We start from the raw sequence: 14,645 nt of genomic DNA, 5'->3' as shown, positions 1-14,645 counted from the left end.
TCCCGCCGCTCCGTGCTACTCGGCCGGCGTGGCAAAGCCGGTCGGCTGCCCGGTCATCGCAGGCCGCGGCGTGCGCGCGGTCTTGCGCATGTCGGTTTTGACGAAACGGTTGTCATAGCCGTTGAGCAGATGGCCGATCAGGCCGCGATTGAGGTCCGAGGTGCCCATCAGCCAGTCCATCATTGGGAAGGTCAGGTTCATGTTGCGCTCCATCATGATCGATTGATCGTGATGGGCGGCGTGATGGCGCCGGATGGTGTTGACGAAGGGCGCGTGGCGAACGAACCAGTTCTCTTCGACGTGGCAGCAGAAATGCATGAACTCGTAGATCAGGTACATCGACGTCGTCGTCGAGATCAGCAGCCAGCCGACGTTGGGGGAAATCAGCCAGCCGCAAATCAGCGCCGGCAGGATCGACATCATGGTGAAGGTCACCAGCGCGTAGGGCGGAAAGAACGTCACGCGCCAGTCATGATGGTCGGCGAACCGCATCTCCTTTTCGGTGAAGAACTGGTGATGCATCAGCGTATGCCGGTTGTAGATCGCCCGAAACGCCTTGACCTGCGACGGGCGGTGCATGACGTAGCGATGGATCCACCATTCGAAGAAATTCGCGAACAGGAACGTCACCGGCACGATGCCGAGCTCCCACCATCTGATATCGCGGACGTTGCCGAAATACACCGACAGCGCGGTCAGTCCGATCACATAGATCACGAACACATGCAGCCAGCCATTGTACCAGCCGGCGATCCGATAGCGATAGGTCGCCCGGTAATTCCGCTGCCGCTCGGTCATGACGCTCGATGACAATTCCATCGCGTTTCTCCGTATTTTGCCGGCTTGCGCCGCCCTTTTCTGTAATATATCACCAATCTATTAGTGCGGCAAAGGGCTTTTGCGGCGGGGCCAGGGCTTTTTACATCTGGTTTTGCCGCCGGGTCGGTCCGGCCGGGTTTACCTGCCGGCGGACGGCGCGGTACTGTTTGCGTCGGCGCGGACATATTGGGTGCGGCAAAATCGGGAGGCGGGATGAAGACCTATGTGGGAGACCGGACCATTGACGGGGTCAAGGTGACGGTGGACGGCGCGGCGCTTGATCCCTGCGTCAACGTGATGGAATTCAGCAAAAACGGTTTCGAATGGAGCTATGAAGGACCGGAACCGCGTCAGCTCGCGCTGGCGCTGCTGGTCGATCATCTCGGCGACGCCAACGCCGCCAAATCCATGGTCGAGCCCTTCATGAAATCCGTCGTGGCGAATTTCGGCAACGAGTGGGAGATGACATCATCCGACCTCGATCTGGCCGTGACCGCGCTGGCCGGGCAGGCGACGATCTGATGCCGCTGCGATACCGCGCGGCGGTTCTGCGCGCGCCGCAAACGCCGTTGTCGATCGAAGCCGTCACTGCCACGGCGTTGAAACCGTCCGACGTGCTGGTGCGGATCCGCGCCACCGGATTGTGTCACACCGATCTGGAAGTGATCGAAGGCGGGTTGCGCTATCCGATGCCGATCGTACTCGGACATGAAGCCGCCGGGGTCGTCGAACAAATCGGGCCTGCCGCGCGCGGCGTCAAGGTCGGCGATCACGTCGTGCTGTCGTGGAATCCGCATTGCGGGCATTGTTTCTATTGCGATCGCGACTCGCCGATCCTGTGCGAGGAATATCTCGGCAATGGACCGCAGGCTCTCTCGTTCGACGGCGAGAGCCGCGCCGTGCTCGCCGATGGCAGCGAACTCAAGCAGTTGATGTATCTCGGCTCGTTCGGCGAGTATTGCATCGTGGCCGACCAGCAGGCCATCATCGTGCCCCAAGAAATTCCATTCGACCGCGCCTGCCTGATCGGCTGCGGCGTGATGACCGGCGTCGGGGCTGCGCTCAATCTCGGCGCCATCGCGCATGGCGATACCGTGATGGTGATCGGCTGCGGCGCGGTCGGCCTTGCGGCGGTGCAGGGCGCCCGGCTCGCCGGCGCCGGCCAGATCATCGCGGTCGATGTTGCGCCGGCGAAATTGACATTGGCGGCGAAAGTCGGCGCGACCCTGGGCATCGACGCCTCGAAAGAGGATGCGGTCGCCATCGCCAAACGCGAGACCGGTGGTCGTGGCGCCGACGTCGTGATTGAATCCGCCGGTAGCCCTGTGGCGTTTCGCACCTCCACCGAAGCGGTGCGGCCGGGTGGCCAGGTGATCTGGCTCGGCAAGATCGACGTCAACCAGGACGCATCGTTTCGTTGGGGCTCGTTGATGCAGGAGAAGCGCATCCGACGCGTCAGCTACGGCAACACGCGCCCGCGGCGCGATTTCCCGCTGCTGGCGCGGGCCTATCTGGAGGGATCGCTGCTGCTCGACGATTTGATCTCGCGCCGGATCGGCCTTGATGAGATCAACGACGGCTTTGCTGCGCTGAAGCGCGGCGAGACCATTCGCAGCGTCGTCATGTTCGATTAAGGTGGCGTTGCTCTAGGTATCGAGCGTCTTGCGCGCAAAATCCTCGATATAGTCGATCAGCCGGTCTGACGCGGTCGCGGCCGCCTTGGCTTTCTTTTGCGACACCGCTTCGGCGACGGCGGCATGAAGCTTGGCCGCCAGCGGCAAGTCGGCGACTTCCTGATAGTGCTGATACCAGAACCGGCGCGACAGTGCGTTCATCAACCCCATCGATCGCCGGGCGAATTCGTTGCGCGCGGCTTCCGCGATCAGGATGTTGAAACGCTGATCGAGCCGCATGAAGGCGAGGTCGTCGGCCTTGGCTGCCGCGGCGAGCATCGCTTGCGCCATCTCGGCGAATTCGCGGCGTTCCTCCGGCGTGGCGCGCTCGGCGGCGAGGCTTGCCATCAGGCGCTCCAGTTCGCGCCGCACCTCGAGCAACCGCAGTTGCAGTCGCAGATTGATCTCGGACACCATGATGCCGCGCCGGGGCATGATCACCACGAGGCCATCGCGGGCCAGCCGCTGCAAGGCCTCGCGGATCGGGGTGCGGCCGATCTTGAGGCGAACCGCCAGCGCCTGCTCCGACAGCACGGTGCCGGGTGACAATTGCAGCGTGACGATCATTTCCTCGAGTTCGCGATAGGCGCGGTCCGTCAGCGTGCCGTCCTTGACCTTGCCGGCCCGCGCCGGGCGCTTTGACGGAGTTTTTGGCGTCAATGTTCCTCGCAAACCGTCGTCGTCGAGCGTCGCAGATCAGGGTTCCATGAACCCATCCCAAGCGTATATTGGTCATATATCAGAGGCAAGCGAGCCGGTATGGCGGCGGTTTACGCCGCCCTGACGTCGGCAAGGAAGCGATTGACCTGGCCGGCCAGCTCGTTTGACTGCTGCGACAAATGCTCCGCCGCACCCAGCACCTGGGTCGCCGCGGCGCCGGCGTCGGTTGCGGCCTGCTGGACGCCCGAGATGTTCGAGGCGACATCCTGGGTGCCGTTCGCGGCCTGCTGGATGTTGCGGGCGATTTCCCTGGTCGCGGAACCCTGTTCATTGATCGCCGAGGCAATCGCGCCGCCGATTTGATCGATCTCGGTGATGACCTCGATGACGTTCTTGATCGCGACCAGTGTTTCGTCGCTGGCACCCTGAATCGCGGCGACCTGCTCGGAGATCTCGGTGGTGGCCTTCGCGGTCTGGCCGGCCAGCGATTTGACTTCGGAGGCGACCACCGCAAAGCCCTTGCCGGCTTCGCCGGCGCGCGCGGCCTCGATGGTCGCATTGAGGGCTAGCAGGTTGGTTTGAGCGGCAATGTTCTGGATCAGTGTCACGACGTCGCCGATCTTCTGCGCGCCGGCGGCGAGCGACTGCGCGATATCGCCGGTGCGCCGCGCATTGTCGACGGCGCGCGCCGAGATCTGGGCGGATTGCGCCACCTGGCGGCTGATTTCGCTGATCGAGGAGGTCAATTCCTCGGTGGCACTCGCAACCGTCTGCACATTGCTGGTGGTCTGCCGGGACGCGCTGGCAACGACGCCGGCCTGACGGTCGGTGACATCAGCGGTCGACGACATCGAGCGCGCGGTCTGCTCCATCATCGACGACGATGACGACAGGCCGCTCACGAGTTCGCTGACCTTGGACTCGAACGACCTGGTTAATTCATCGAGCGCTCGCGCGCGGCGCATCTTGATGTCGTTCTCGGCCGACTGTTCCGCCGACAGCCGCTCGGCCTTGATCATGTTGTCCTTGAATACCTGGACGGCGGCTGCCATGGCGCCGATTTCGTCTTGGCGGTCGCTGGCCGGAATTTCTCCGGCCATGTCGCCGGCCGCCAGCCGCGACATCGAGGCGGTGATATCGACGATCGGCCGGCAGACCCGGCGGCGCACCATCACGACAAGGCCGGCGCTCGCGGCAACCACGGCAACAAGGCCAGCCAGCGCGATCAGGAAGCTGAAACGCGCGTTGGAATAGGCAGCAGTCAGGATTTCTCCGGCATTGTCGTAAAAGGCCTCGCGCACGGTGATGATGGCGGCAAGCCCGCGCTGCGATTCGACGAAGAACGTATCGACATCATGCTCGTATTGGCCGCTGGCGGCGCCGGCCTTGGCCAGCTTCAATTCCTGGCCGAAACGGTCGACATAGGCTTCCTGCATGCCGACGAGTGCGGCCTCGACATTCTTCGGGGTGGAAGGGTTGCCGCGCAATTCCGTCAGCGCGATCAGGATCTGATCGCTCCGCCCTTGCGAGCGGCTGAGTTCCAACCGCTCCGCCTCGGTCGCCACCCGCCTGGCGCCGACGAGACTTTTGTGCAGGCTGGCGTTGAGGCCGCCGATGTCGCGCAAGGTCCAGGCGACATTGGCGTAGTTCGATTGCCGGTAGGCATCGCCGTTCAGGATCGCCATCCTGCGGACCTGCTCATTGAGCAAGGTGGTGACGTTGGTGTTGAAGACGGCATTGTCGGCGACGATCTTCTTGGCGGCGTCGCGGCGGGCTTCGGCCGGGCCGTCGATGGCCTTGTCGATCGCGCTGCGAAGCGCATCGAATTGCGTCTTGAGTTCGCCGATCCTGGCAACGATGGCCTGACCGTCGTCGAGCGCATCGGCCGAAGTCTTCCTGATTTGATCCATCTTTTCAACGGCGCCGTCGGTCTGCTTGCGGTAGTTGCCGAGGTCGCTGCGTTGCTTCTGCTCGATCACCGCCGGCCCGAACAGGATGTTGGTCGCAAAGCCGCGTTCCGGATTGAGATAGCGCGGAATGTCGCCGACGGCCCGGACGATTTCCAGCCGCTGCTGCGCTTCGGCAAGCCTGTTCATCGAATCGTGTTTGGTGGCGGCCACGTAAACCGCCAGGCCGCCGCCGACGGCCGACAGCGAGAGGATAACGGTCGTCAGCAAGGAGCCGATTTTCATGGGAATGCCAGTCGAATGCAGGGGGACAATGAGACTACAACCCAAGATAAAGGTGCTGTCCTAACCGCTCATTAATGTTTGGGCATTTGGCGGGCAGATCGGGCCCATCGGTGGGCGGCGTCGGCTATTGCGCGGCATCGCGAAGCCGAGAAGCCCCGCAAGCAACAATCTCGTGACCGCCTACGCGCCGACGGCCGGTTGCTGCCGGCTTGCCGAATGTCATAGGCTGCCTATCGGATCTGGCCATCCGCCGGCTACGGCGGAAATTCCAAAACAAAAACACAGCATGACCTGGTGGGCAGCCAGGATCAGCGAACAGGGAGAAGCCCATCATGACCACGCGCCGTGATTTTCTGAAAACAGGCACCGCCGCGGTGGCCACCGGCATCGTTTTTTGCAGTTGCGGCCTGCTGCAAAGCGCCCACGCGCAAGGATCCGCCCAAGGGCCGTCGCGGCAGAAGCTGCCCGTGATGGTCGGCGGCAAGCGGGTCAAGACCATTGACGTGCATGCCCATTGCTCGATCCCGGAGGCCAGCAAGCTGCTCGGCCCGATCCCGCCGGTAACGGTCAGAGGCAACGACGAGGCCGTGATCGACATCGACAAGCGGTTCGCGGCGATGGACGCCCAGGCGGTCGACATGGAAGTGCTGTCGATCAACCCCAACTGGTACGACCGCGACCGCGATTTGGCGGGACAGGTGGTCAAGCTCCAGAACGAGAAGCTCGCCGAACTCTGCGCTTCGAAATCCGACCGCTTCGCAGGCTTTGCCTCGCTGACACTACAGGCGCCCGATCTGGCGGTGCAGGAACTCGAAACCGCGGTGAAAAAGCAGGGATTGAAGGGGGCCGCGATTGGCGGCAACGTCAACGGTGTGGCGTTCTCCGACCCGAAATTCAATCCGGTGTGGGCCAAGGCGGAAGAACTCGGCGCGCCGCTGTTCATTCATCCGCAGGGCGTCCCCGAACTCAACAAGCTCGTCGCTGGCAATGGCTGGCTCGCCAATGCGGTTTCGTATCCGGTAGAGACGACGATCGCACTCTCGCATCTGATTTTTGAGGGCACGTTTGATCGCTTTCCGAAGCTGAAAGTGATCGCCGCGCATGGCGGGGGTTTTCTGCCGTCCTACGCCGACCGCTCCGATCACGCCTGTCTGGTCAACCCCGGCGGTTGCAATCCCGATATCAAGTTGAAGAAACAGCCCACGGAATATCTCAAGCAGATCTATTTCGATTCACTGGTCTTCACCCCGGAAGCGATCCGCCATCTGGCGACGCAAGTCGGCGCCGGCCAGCTCATAATGGGCAGCGACTATCCGTATCCCTGGCAGCTCGAGCCGGTCGCTCACATTTTCGCCTGCACGTCGCTCAGCGAAGACGAGAAAGCCGATATCCTCGGCCGTACCGCGGCAAAGCTGTTCAATATCGAGACCTAGCACCGGAATTACAAATCGGTATTGCGGCCCATCCTTCGAGACGGCCGCTTCGCGACCTCCTCAGGATGAGGTGTAACGAGTCGAAGCACAACAAACCTCATGCTGAGGAGCGAGCATCGCGAGCGTCTCGAAGCATGGGCAACGGACGACTCATGAATCTCTCATAGTCAGCACGAGCACTGGCTCACCAGCGGTTCGTTCGCGTAAATCGACCGGCCGATCGTTGCGTTCTCGCGCAATGTCGGCCGGTCTTGTCGCCTGATCTAAATCTGTTGGTCTTACTTCGGCAGCGCGACCGGCTTGAGCTCGAACGGGCCCGGGTCCTTCCCCTTGTTGTCGCCGATGATGTAGGACAGCTTGCCTTCGGCCACCCAGCCGGTATTGCCGACCTGCGTCACCGAGACCGGTTCGGTCAAACCGTCCTTGATGGTTTCGATCGTGGCCTCGTCGCCCTTGACGGTGACCTTGTCCAGCCTGCCGGCGCCTTCGATCAGCAGAAAGCTGTCGCCGAATGCGCGCATCGCATCCGCATGGTCGATGGCGCGGGACGGTTTCAATTCGGTGACCGCGCCGGCCTTGCCGTCCTTGACCGAGATCCTGAACAACTTGGCCGGGATAAAGGTCGTGACATAAAGATTGCCGTCGGAACCGACCGCGATGCCGTCGAGGCCGACGCCATCCTTGGCCGGCGTCAACGCCGGGTCGGTCGACCACGCTTCGAGCGCAGTGCCGCCCGGTTTTAGGCTGTAGACAACCGGATTCAAGGAGTCGCTGATATAGGCGGTGCCGTCGCTGCCGATGGCGATATCGTTGCAGAGCGATTTTGGATCCTTGAACGCAAAGCTGCCCTTCGGTGCGCCGGTGGCGAGGTCGAAGGTCTTCAGCCAGGTGCCCTTGGCGTCGCCCGGGCCGGGAACGCCGAAGCCGGTGATGTCGTTGGAGCAGACATACAAGGTGCCGCTCTTTTCGTCGGCGAGGACGCCGAGCACCGAGCGGCTGTCATTGGCGCCGGGCTTGATGAATTGTTCCGGCTTGCCGCCGGGCGTGACCTTGACCACGCCGCCAAGATTAAAACTCCCCGCATAGAGCGTGCCGTCCTTGGTCGACGTCAGGCTTTCCGGAAAGCTTTTGTCGGGAACAGGGGCGGTCGCGCTCTGGGCGGAGGCTACGCCGCCGGTGGCGATGCCAAGCATCAATAACAATCCGGTGGTGCCGAGCGCACGCGCGCGGCGGTTCTTGAACGGTTCTCCCAAGGTACGCGTGCTCGTGGCAGCGCTATATTTTTGATTCATGGTTGAGATTCCTGATCGACATGAGTTGAAGGAAACAACAGCTCAGGGGCCGATCATCACCAGCCATCGGTTCGCTGCGTTGCGATAACGCGAGCGAGGGGCCGCGATCCATCGAGCGCGGCCAGCAGGAGCCCGATCCACTCATCCTAAGTCAGCATGCGACGGCTTGAAAGCGATATCGGTCGATCCGCGCGCGGCGATGGCATGGCGCCCGGCGCAGGCTCGCTTGCGGGAACCGCGCCGTTCAACCGTACTTGAAAGCGCACTCGGTAGAATTTTTCTGTTGCGTTTGATTCAAAGAGAACGATCGCTGCTACTGCGCGATCCATCTCGATTGGTTTTGTTCCTTTCGCGCGCCTTGTCGTAAGCCTTGGCCGGCGAGGCCGAGCAGGGGATCGCGGCCTTCCAGCTTCAAAAGCTGATCCTTGGCTTCGAGTCCGCCCGCGAATCCGGTCAACTTGCCGTTGCTGCCAAGCACGCGATGGCACGGGGCGATGATCGAGATCGGATTGCGGCCGTTCGCCGCACCGACGGCGCGGGATGCCTGCGGCCGGCCGATTTGTCTGGCGATGTCGCCATAGCTGCGGGTTTCACCAAACGGAATGGTCAGCAACGCCGCCCAGACGCTTTTCTGGAAATCGGTTCCCTTGAAATCCAGCGGCACCGTGAACTTCTTCAATTGGCCGCTGAAATAGCCGGTCAGTTGCTTCTCGGTCTGTTTCAGGAACCGGTTGTCCGGATCGGCTTTCATCGGGCCCAGCGGAACGCGGCGCGGATCGTCCTTCTCCCACAGAATCGCGGTCAGTCCTTTTTCGGTGGCGACCAGCTTGAGCTTGCCGACCGGCGACTTGATGATCTTGTAGAAATATTTGATCTCGTTCATGACAACCCTCCAGGCGGCCGTTGTTTTCATGCCACCAATCTGGGCTTCCAGGCGAGTTTTCGCCACCCGAAACCTGACATGACGGCGAGCGCGGCCATAGCGTTTTCGGGGGAGGTGGCGGTCGTTGGCCGGCAGCGATCGTTAGTCAGTCGGGATGAAGCGGAGGGTGCCTGCTCGACGCGTTGGCCTGCCGGTGTCGCTCGTGTGATTGACGCCATCCATGACAGGCACCTCGGAGAAATCGAATGGGCTTACCCCGTCCAGGCAAGCCACGTTGACGGCATACAGGTCCTGGTTAGACCGCCGTTGATGATGTGTGTATATTCCGCAGCGAGAACAGAAGAAGTGCTGCGCTGATCCGGTATGAAAGCGGTAGCTTGTTAGCGCATCCTCGCCCCGCAGCAACTTGACCCCACCCATCTCCGCCATGACAACGACGGCGCCTCGCATCCGGCAGTAGGAGCAGGTGCAGCGGCGGATCGAATTGAAGCCGTCGCTGAGCGACGCCTCGAAACGCACCGCGCCGCAATGGCACTGGCCAGCTTGAACGTTGATGTCGCTCACCATGTTGCCTGCGTCTCCTGTTAAGATCGCTTCCACGCGTACCCCTGGAATTTGAGCCGCACAATCCAAAAAAAATCACGCATCAGGTGAGAAAAATTCGCGTGAAGGCTCTGCAAACTTGAACGGTGCCCTGTGTGAACCAGGCTAATTGTGTTAGAGAGGTGTCCAATGGCTGAGATCATCCATCCCTTTTACGAGTCGCATCGCGGTGCCATGGAGGCTGCCATGCGCCATCGCCTCGACTTAGCCGAAGCGATGTTGCGCGAGCGCGCGCATCTATCCAATATGGATGGGATTGGGCAGGAGGTGATGGACGAATTCGAAATCGTGCTCACCCAAATGCCCTATGTCGGAGGCGCGGCAAGTCGTATGAGCGATTTCTTCATGCGTCTCATGGGCTTTATGGCCATCAGCCGAGTGCTCCGGCGACACGGCGTGTCGCTGTCCGTGATCGGGGAAATCGAGCGAGAAACCTACAAGGCGCAATTGCTCACCGTGCCCGAAGCGGAACGCCTCGCCTCGGGGCGTCAATTCATGTCGTCAGAGAATCAGACTTTGCTGCGCGAGCAGGCGACAAAAAGCCATCGACAAGAGTTTTCGGAAGATTTCGTCTACGATTTCGTCGAGCCGGGCCCGGGTGACAATTTTGAATTCGGCATCAACTACAAAGCTTGCGGCTTTTGCAAATTCGCGGCTCGCCACGGAGATAAAGAAATCTTGCCGAACATTTGTGGGCTTGATTTCGACGCCTATGCAACGCGAGGCATCCACCTGGAAAGGACACAAACCTTGGCCGGCGGCGCGAGCCACTGCGATTTCCGATTCTCGCGGCTCCCGTCGGACCATGTGGTGCCACCCGACTCTGTGCCATGAGGCTGAGATGGACTCCTTGGGGCCGGAAGCGGAGCGCTGTCCTCGGGCCGGGTTGAGTCCAAACTCTACACCCGTGGCCGCAGCGAGCGCTGCATGTCCATCGAATAGGTATATCGCCCTTCCGGATGCGTGGTGACGGTGACTTCGAACAGTTCTTCCCGCACGCCGTAATAGCGCCGCACCACGGTCAGAGCGGGAGAGCCCGGCTTGACCCGCAACGTCCTCGCCAGGGCCGCGGGCATCGCGCGCGCGAAAATCTCCATTTGGGCATATTCGGTGGTCTGGCCGAACATCTTGGCGATCTGCTCGTGCACCGGCGTGCGGCCGTGATCGCTGCGCTTCACCACGCCGGCGAATTTTCGCAGCACGTAGATTTCGACCCAGCCAAGCGGATCGGCGAATTGATCGGCGCGGCGGATAGCCTCGATCAGGAACCAGTGCTTGCCGGGTTCGCATTTCAGCAGCGCGGCCAGTTTGCCGGTCGCGGTGATCTCGCGGCTATCGACGAGGTCGCGATAGGTCTCGTTGGAATATCTGAGCCACTCGCCAAGCGATTTGACGCTGTGGGTGAACAAGACAGGCGGTTCGGTCGCGATGATCACCGAGCCCAGCCCGGCGCGCCGGACGATCAGGCCCTGATCCATCAGGATCCGCAGCGCCTCGCGAACGGTCTGGCGACTGGCCGAGCACTGCGCCATCAATTCGGTTTCGGTCGGCAGCAGATTTCCGATCGGATATTTGCCGAGCCGGATTTCCTTTTGCAGCCGGGCGGCGATATCGCGGTAGCGCGACGGCTTTTGTTTGCGGGTGTTATCCGCCATCGCAGGCCACCGGATGCCCTGATGCCATCGATTGCAGCGCTGCCTCGAACGCCGACAGGGTTGCGAGCACTTCGACCTCGCGCGCCGGGAACGCGCGCTTGCCCTCGATTGCGTCCGCGAAGGCGTCCAGTTCGGCCGCGAGTACGTCGATGGCGGGATAGGTGATTGTCTGCGGGGGAATGCCGGATGTACGCAGCACCAGCGTGGCCTCATCGAGCACTTCGGCCGAGCCTTTGGTGCCGAACACATGAACTCTCCAATAGAATGGCGTCGCTCGCACGGTCGCTAGCGTGCCGGTGACGCCGCTGGCAAAATCGATCGCGAGCACGGAACTATCCCGCGGCGGTGGACCGGGCTCACGCGAACTGAAGCGCGCGTAGACTTGGCGGACCGGTCCCAGCATACTGACAAAGCCGTCGAGCACATGCAGCCCGGCTCCTGTCAGTCCGCCGCCGGGCGACTCCTCCGGCGACAGCCGCCAGCCCTCGGTGATCTTCTCGGAGTTTTCGTTGCTGTTGTGGCCCTCGACGTGAAGGATGGTTCCGAGTTCGCCGCTGGCGACGATGTCGCGCAGCGCCTGCATCGAAGGCCAGAACCGGCGATTGTGCCCGACCGCGAGCACGACATTTGCGTCGCGGCAGGCCTTGAACATCCGCATCGCATCGGCGCGGTGCAGCGCCAGCGGCTTCTCGCAGAACACCTGTTTGCGCGCGGCTGCACAGGCGATCACCTGGGCCATATGCAGGGAATGCGGCGTCGCCAGCAGGACGGCATCGATCGCGGGATCTGCCAGCACGGCGCCGAGATCGTCGGTCAGATCGAGTTGATATTCGGCGCAAAAGCCGCGCGCGCGGTCGAGGTCGGTCTCGACCGCCCGGGTCATCTTCAGCCGGCCATGGCCGTGCGCGGCCTCGACAAGGTTGCGGCCCCAGCGCCCGAGACCGATAATGGCGCAATTGATCATTTGGAATCCTCGGGCCTGCTACGTGACGGCCGGACGGCTTCGATGATAGCAGAGCTATCGCTGTCCGGCCCTTCCAGCGCGATGGCGGTGCGAAGCAGGGTGGCCTGGGTCAATGTCATGGGCACGAACAGGTTGCGGCGGCTGGCCTCGGCGAGAATGAGCTCGGTGTCCTTTAAGGTCTGCGACATATGCGATTGCGGCGTGAAATCCCGCTTCACCATCTTGTCGCCCTTGGTGTCCATGACCCCTGAATAGGCTGCGGACTTTCGCGCGGTAGCGAGAAAGACCGCTGGGTCCAGGCCCAGACCCTCGGCGAAGGCGATGCCCTCCGCCAGTGCCGCGCGGTTGTTTTGCAAAATCAGGTTGATCGCGAGCTTGGTCCGGCTGGCGTCACCGATCTTTCCGACGTTTACCCGTTGCGGACAGAGAATATCGAACAGGGCGGCCACGGCCGCGATGGCCTCCGGCGGGCCCGCGATCAGCGCCATGGCCGAGCCGTCGCGCGCTTGCGCGCTGGTGCCCGATATCGGCGCCTCCACCAGCGACAGGCCGGCGCCATCGGCGCGTTTTGCGATCCGGACGATCTCTTCCGGCGCGCAGGTGGTGGTGCAGATCAAAATGGTATCCGCCAGTTTTTCGCTTCGCTCCAGTTCGGCGAGCAGCGATTCGATCTGTTCGGCACTATAGACCGCAATGACGATGGTCCGGCATTGCGCCGCCAGTTCGAGGGCGGAAATCGCGAGCCCGCCGCCGATCGCCTTCAACGCCTTGCACCTGCCGGCGTCGATATCGAATCCGGTCACGGCAATCCCGGCATCGATCAGGCGCGCGGACAGCGCGCTCCCCATCAAACCGAGCCCGATCATTCCGACTGGCGCAGGAGATGTCATCTGCCGATCCATATCCCGCTCTGCGTTTCCGTTTTTACTGCGGCTCGATGCCGGCAGCTTTGGCGTCCGCGGTCCAGCGGACGATTTCGCTTGCAATGAAGCTGCCGAATTCCTTGGGCGGCATTGTCGCGACGACCACGCCGACATCGGCGAGCTTTTCCCTGGTGGCCGGCAGCGAAAGGAATTTCTCGCTCTCCGCATAGAGCTTGTCGACGATCGCGTCCGGCGTCTTGGCGGGCGCGAGCAATCCATACCAGATCGTCGCTTCAAAGCCCGGCATCGCCTCGGCAAGCGCGGGCAAATCGGGTGCCAGCTCACTGCGCTTCGGCGAACTGACGCCGATGCCGCGCAGCGTGCCGCCCTTGATCTGCGGGATCGACAGCGACAGGTCGGCAAAAGTGAGGTTGATGGCGCCGGCCATCACGTCGGTGACCGCTTGCGGCACCCCGCGATAGGACGCCGCGATCACCGTCAGGCCGCCGCGCGATTGCAACTGCCCGATGCAGATCTGCGACGCGCCCGAGCCATAGCCTGCGGTCAAATTGGGGTGGGCGCGGGCGTAGCTGAGGAACTCGGCGAGATCCTTGGCGGGGAAGTCCGGCTTGACCAGCAGCACCGTGGCGGTGGTGGTGGTCCGGATGATCGGCGAGAAATCCTTGATCGGATCGTAGGGAAGATCCTTCATCATCGAGACATTGCTGGCCTGGGTCGTGTTGGTGCCCATCAGCAGCGTGTAACCGTCGGGAGCACTGTGCGCGACCTCCACGGCGCCGATCGTGCCGAGCGCGCCGGCGCGGTTCTCGATCAGCACGGTCTGGTGAAACACCTCCTGAAGATGCTGGCCCAGCATCCGCGCGACCTGGTCCGGACCGGCGCCGGCGGGGAACGGCACCACGATCTTGATTTGCCGGCTGGGATAGTCGTCAGCGGCCCTGACGCCGGGGGAGACCGCGCAGCCAAGCAGCAACAGGCCGGCGAGCAAACGCCATCGCGAAATCATCGATGTTCTCCTCCCATGATGGTCAAAAGTTTATACGGACAAATGACCAGGGAAAGCAAGAGATGGCATAAATAGCCTGATTTTTACAATTGAGCTCTTCTAAAGTTGTTCGTATAAACTCGTATCCACCTACCCAACGCCAGACGAGGTCGAGATGACCGATACAACTGATCTATACGCACGCGGTCTGCGCCGCCGCAAAAAGATGTTTGGCGAGGCCGACGTCGAGAAACGGATGGCGGCATCCGGCGAATTCGGCGCGCCGCTGCAGAACATCATCAACGCCTATGTGTATGGCGACGTCTGGGAGCGCAACGGGCTTTCCGACGCCGTCCGCAGCCTGGTGATGCTCGGCATCACCGCGGCGAGCCACAAGCCCGCCGAATTCGCGGTGCATGCCAAGGGTGCGCTGGCCAACGGATGTACGCAGGCGCAGGTGCAGGACGTGCTGCTGCTGGTCGCGATGTATTGCGGGATTCCGGCCGCGATCGAAACCAACCGGATTGCCGCGGAGATTTTCGGCAAGGATGCTGTCTCGTCCGGCGACGTTTCGTCCGATGCTGCGAAAGCCTGAGCGGAAC

The 14,645-nt window shown here is 62.1% G+C and carries 15 protein-coding genes; 5 read left to right on the top strand and 10 right to left on the bottom strand.

All coding sequences use genetic code 11. The features are described from left to right. Positions 1-15: 15 nt before the first annotated feature. Positions 16-819 (bottom strand): sterol desaturase family protein, encoded by an 804-nt coding sequence (locus tag GSQ88_RS08440; RefSeq protein ID WP_159007033.1) that lies wholly within the window; start codon positions 817-819, stop codon positions 16-18. A gap of 213 nt (positions 820-1,032) precedes the next feature. On the opposite strand from GSQ88_RS08440, the gene GSQ88_RS08435 reads away from it, so the two are divergent. Together GSQ88_RS08435 and GSQ88_RS08430 are read left to right on the top strand one after the other, a co-directional pair. Continuing rightward, on the top strand, positions 1,033-1,341 hold the full coding sequence (locus GSQ88_RS08435) for a DUF6166 domain-containing protein (protein WP_159007031.1): 309 nt from the start codon (positions 1,033-1,035) through the stop codon (positions 1,339-1,341). Then, a complete protein-coding gene (locus GSQ88_RS08430; protein WP_159007029.1) occupies positions 1,341-2,453 on the top strand; it encodes a Zn-dependent alcohol dehydrogenase in 1,113 nt (370 codons plus the stop codon). The genes GSQ88_RS08435 and GSQ88_RS08430 overlap by 1 nt, the downstream gene beginning before the upstream one ends. A 12-nt stretch (positions 2,454-2,465) precedes the next feature. Here GSQ88_RS08430 and GSQ88_RS08425 read toward each other — a convergent pair whose 3' ends face one another. Together GSQ88_RS08425 and GSQ88_RS08420 are read right to left on the bottom strand one after the other, a co-directional pair. After that, positions 2,466-3,152: a GntR family transcriptional regulator gene (locus GSQ88_RS08425; RefSeq protein ID WP_159007027.1), complete on the bottom strand. Its 687-nt coding sequence runs from the start codon at positions 3,150-3,152 to the stop codon at positions 2,466-2,468. A gap of 110 nt (positions 3,153-3,262) precedes the next feature. Beyond that, positions 3,263-5,344 carry a methyl-accepting chemotaxis protein gene (locus tag GSQ88_RS08420; RefSeq protein ID WP_159007025.1) on the bottom strand — a complete coding sequence of 694 codons (2,082 nt, stop codon included), beginning with the start codon at positions 5,342-5,344 and terminating at the stop codon, positions 3,263-3,265. A gap of 332 nt (positions 5,345-5,676) precedes the next feature. On the opposite strand from GSQ88_RS08420, the gene GSQ88_RS08415 reads away from it, so the two are divergent. Beyond that, entirely contained in the window at positions 5,677-6,777 is a 1,101-nt protein-coding gene (locus GSQ88_RS08415) for an amidohydrolase family protein (protein ID WP_159007023.1), read from the top strand. A gap of 278 nt (positions 6,778-7,055) precedes the next feature. Here the strand turns inward: GSQ88_RS08415 and GSQ88_RS08410 are convergent, their stop codons facing one another. The 3 genes from GSQ88_RS08410 to GSQ88_RS08400 all read right to left on the bottom strand — a co-directional run bounded on the left by GSQ88_RS08410 (position 7,056) and on the right by GSQ88_RS08400 (position 9,519). Further along, entirely contained in the window at positions 7,056-8,069 is a 1,014-nt protein-coding gene (locus GSQ88_RS08410; RefSeq protein ID WP_246735131.1) for an NHL repeat-containing protein, read from the bottom strand. Positions 8,070-8,382: 313 nt separating this feature from the next. Next, positions 8,383-8,952: a methylated-DNA--[protein]-cysteine S-methyltransferase gene (locus GSQ88_RS08405; protein WP_174247955.1), complete on the bottom strand. Its 570-nt coding sequence runs from the start codon at positions 8,950-8,952 to the stop codon at positions 8,383-8,385. A gap of 141 nt (positions 8,953-9,093) precedes the next feature. After that, entirely contained in the window at positions 9,094-9,519 is a 426-nt protein-coding gene (locus tag GSQ88_RS08400; RefSeq protein ID WP_159007022.1) for a GFA family protein, read from the bottom strand. A 165-nt stretch (positions 9,520-9,684) separates the two neighbouring features. Here GSQ88_RS08400 and GSQ88_RS08395 point away from each other — a divergent pair, with 165 nt between their 5' ends. Continuing rightward, on the top strand, positions 9,685-10,389 hold the full coding sequence (locus tag GSQ88_RS08395; protein WP_159007020.1) for an L-2-amino-thiazoline-4-carboxylic acid hydrolase: 705 nt from the start codon (positions 9,685-9,687) through the stop codon (positions 10,387-10,389). A gap of 65 nt (positions 10,390-10,454) precedes the next feature. Here the strand turns inward: GSQ88_RS08395 and GSQ88_RS08390 are convergent, their stop codons facing one another. Genes GSQ88_RS08390 through GSQ88_RS08375 form a run of 4 tightly spaced genes read right to left on the bottom strand, consistent with a single transcriptional unit; the run spans position 10,455 to position 14,064 of the window. After that, positions 10,455-11,210, bottom strand: a complete 756-nt coding sequence (locus GSQ88_RS08390; protein WP_159007018.1) for a GntR family transcriptional regulator — start codon at positions 11,208-11,210, stop codon at positions 10,455-10,457. Continuing rightward, positions 11,200-12,174: a Gfo/Idh/MocA family protein gene (locus GSQ88_RS08385; RefSeq protein ID WP_159007016.1), complete on the bottom strand. Its 975-nt coding sequence runs from the start codon at positions 12,172-12,174 to the stop codon at positions 11,200-11,202. Before GSQ88_RS08385 ends, GSQ88_RS08390 begins: the two co-directional genes overlap by 11 nt. Beyond that, positions 12,171-13,064, bottom strand: coding sequence for an NAD(P)-dependent oxidoreductase (locus tag GSQ88_RS08380; protein WP_159007014.1), 894 nt, complete (start codon positions 13,062-13,064; stop codon positions 12,171-12,173). The genes GSQ88_RS08385 and GSQ88_RS08380 overlap by 4 nt, the downstream gene beginning before the upstream one ends. A gap of 34 nt (positions 13,065-13,098) precedes the next feature. After that, positions 13,099-14,064: a Bug family tripartite tricarboxylate transporter substrate binding protein gene (locus GSQ88_RS08375; protein ID WP_159007012.1), complete on the bottom strand. Its 966-nt coding sequence runs from the start codon at positions 14,062-14,064 to the stop codon at positions 13,099-13,101. A gap of 154 nt (positions 14,065-14,218) precedes the next feature. On the opposite strand from GSQ88_RS08375, the gene GSQ88_RS08370 reads away from it, so the two are divergent. Further along, the gene (locus tag GSQ88_RS08370; RefSeq protein WP_159007010.1) at positions 14,219-14,638 is read left to right on the top strand and encodes a carboxymuconolactone decarboxylase family protein; all 420 of its coding nucleotides are present in this window, start codon (positions 14,219-14,221) and stop codon (positions 14,636-14,638) included. Positions 14,639-14,645 lie beyond the last annotated feature (7 nt).

Origin of the sequence: Bradyrhizobium sp. S69, assembly GCF_009766005.1 — a bacterium.
GTDB lineage: Bacteria > Pseudomonadota > Alphaproteobacteria > Rhizobiales > Xanthobacteraceae > Bradyrhizobium.
Note: the sequence above shows the minus strand (reverse complement) of the source record. Positions and strands in the feature narration are given on the sequence as shown.

Coding starts and splice junctions, on each gene's coding strand:
- GSQ88_RS08440 (WP_159007033.1), bottom strand. CDS start 819: ATGGAATTGTCATCGAGCGTCATGACCGAGCGGCAGCGGAATTACCGG.
- GSQ88_RS08435 (WP_159007031.1), top strand. CDS start 1,033: ATGAAGACCTATGTGGGAGACCGGACCATTGACGGGGTCAAGGTGACG.
- GSQ88_RS08430 (WP_159007029.1), top strand. CDS start 1,341: ATGCCGCTGCGATACCGCGCGGCGGTTCTGCGCGCGCCGCAAACGCCG.
- GSQ88_RS08420 (WP_159007025.1), bottom strand. CDS start 5,344: ATGAAAATCGGCTCCTTGCTGACGACCGTTATCCTCTCGCTGTCGGCC.
- GSQ88_RS08415 (WP_159007023.1), top strand. CDS start 5,677: ATGACCACGCGCCGTGATTTTCTGAAAACAGGCACCGCCGCGGTGGCC.
- GSQ88_RS08410 (WP_246735131.1), bottom strand. CDS start 8,069: ATGAATCAAAAATATAGCGCTGCCACGAGCACGCGTACCTTGGGAGAA.
- GSQ88_RS08405 (WP_174247955.1), bottom strand. CDS start 8,952: ATGAACGAGATCAAATATTTCTACAAGATCATCAAGTCGCCGGTCGGC.
- GSQ88_RS08400 (WP_159007022.1), bottom strand. CDS start 9,519: ATGGTGAGCGACATCAACGTTCAAGCTGGCCAGTGCCATTGCGGCGCG.
- GSQ88_RS08395 (WP_159007020.1), top strand. CDS start 9,685: ATGGCTGAGATCATCCATCCCTTTTACGAGTCGCATCGCGGTGCCATG.
- GSQ88_RS08390 (WP_159007018.1), bottom strand. CDS start 11,210: ATGGCGGATAACACCCGCAAACAAAAGCCGTCGCGCTACCGCGATATC.
- GSQ88_RS08385 (WP_159007016.1), bottom strand. CDS start 12,174: ATGATCAATTGCGCCATTATCGGTCTCGGGCGCTGGGGCCGCAACCTT.
- GSQ88_RS08380 (WP_159007014.1), bottom strand. CDS start 13,064: ATGACATCTCCTGCGCCAGTCGGAATGATCGGGCTCGGTTTGATGGGG.
- GSQ88_RS08375 (WP_159007012.1), bottom strand. CDS start 14,064: ATGATTTCGCGATGGCGTTTGCTCGCCGGCCTGTTGCTGCTTGGCTGC.
- GSQ88_RS08370 (WP_159007010.1), top strand. CDS start 14,219: ATGACCGATACAACTGATCTATACGCACGCGGTCTGCGCCGCCGCAAA.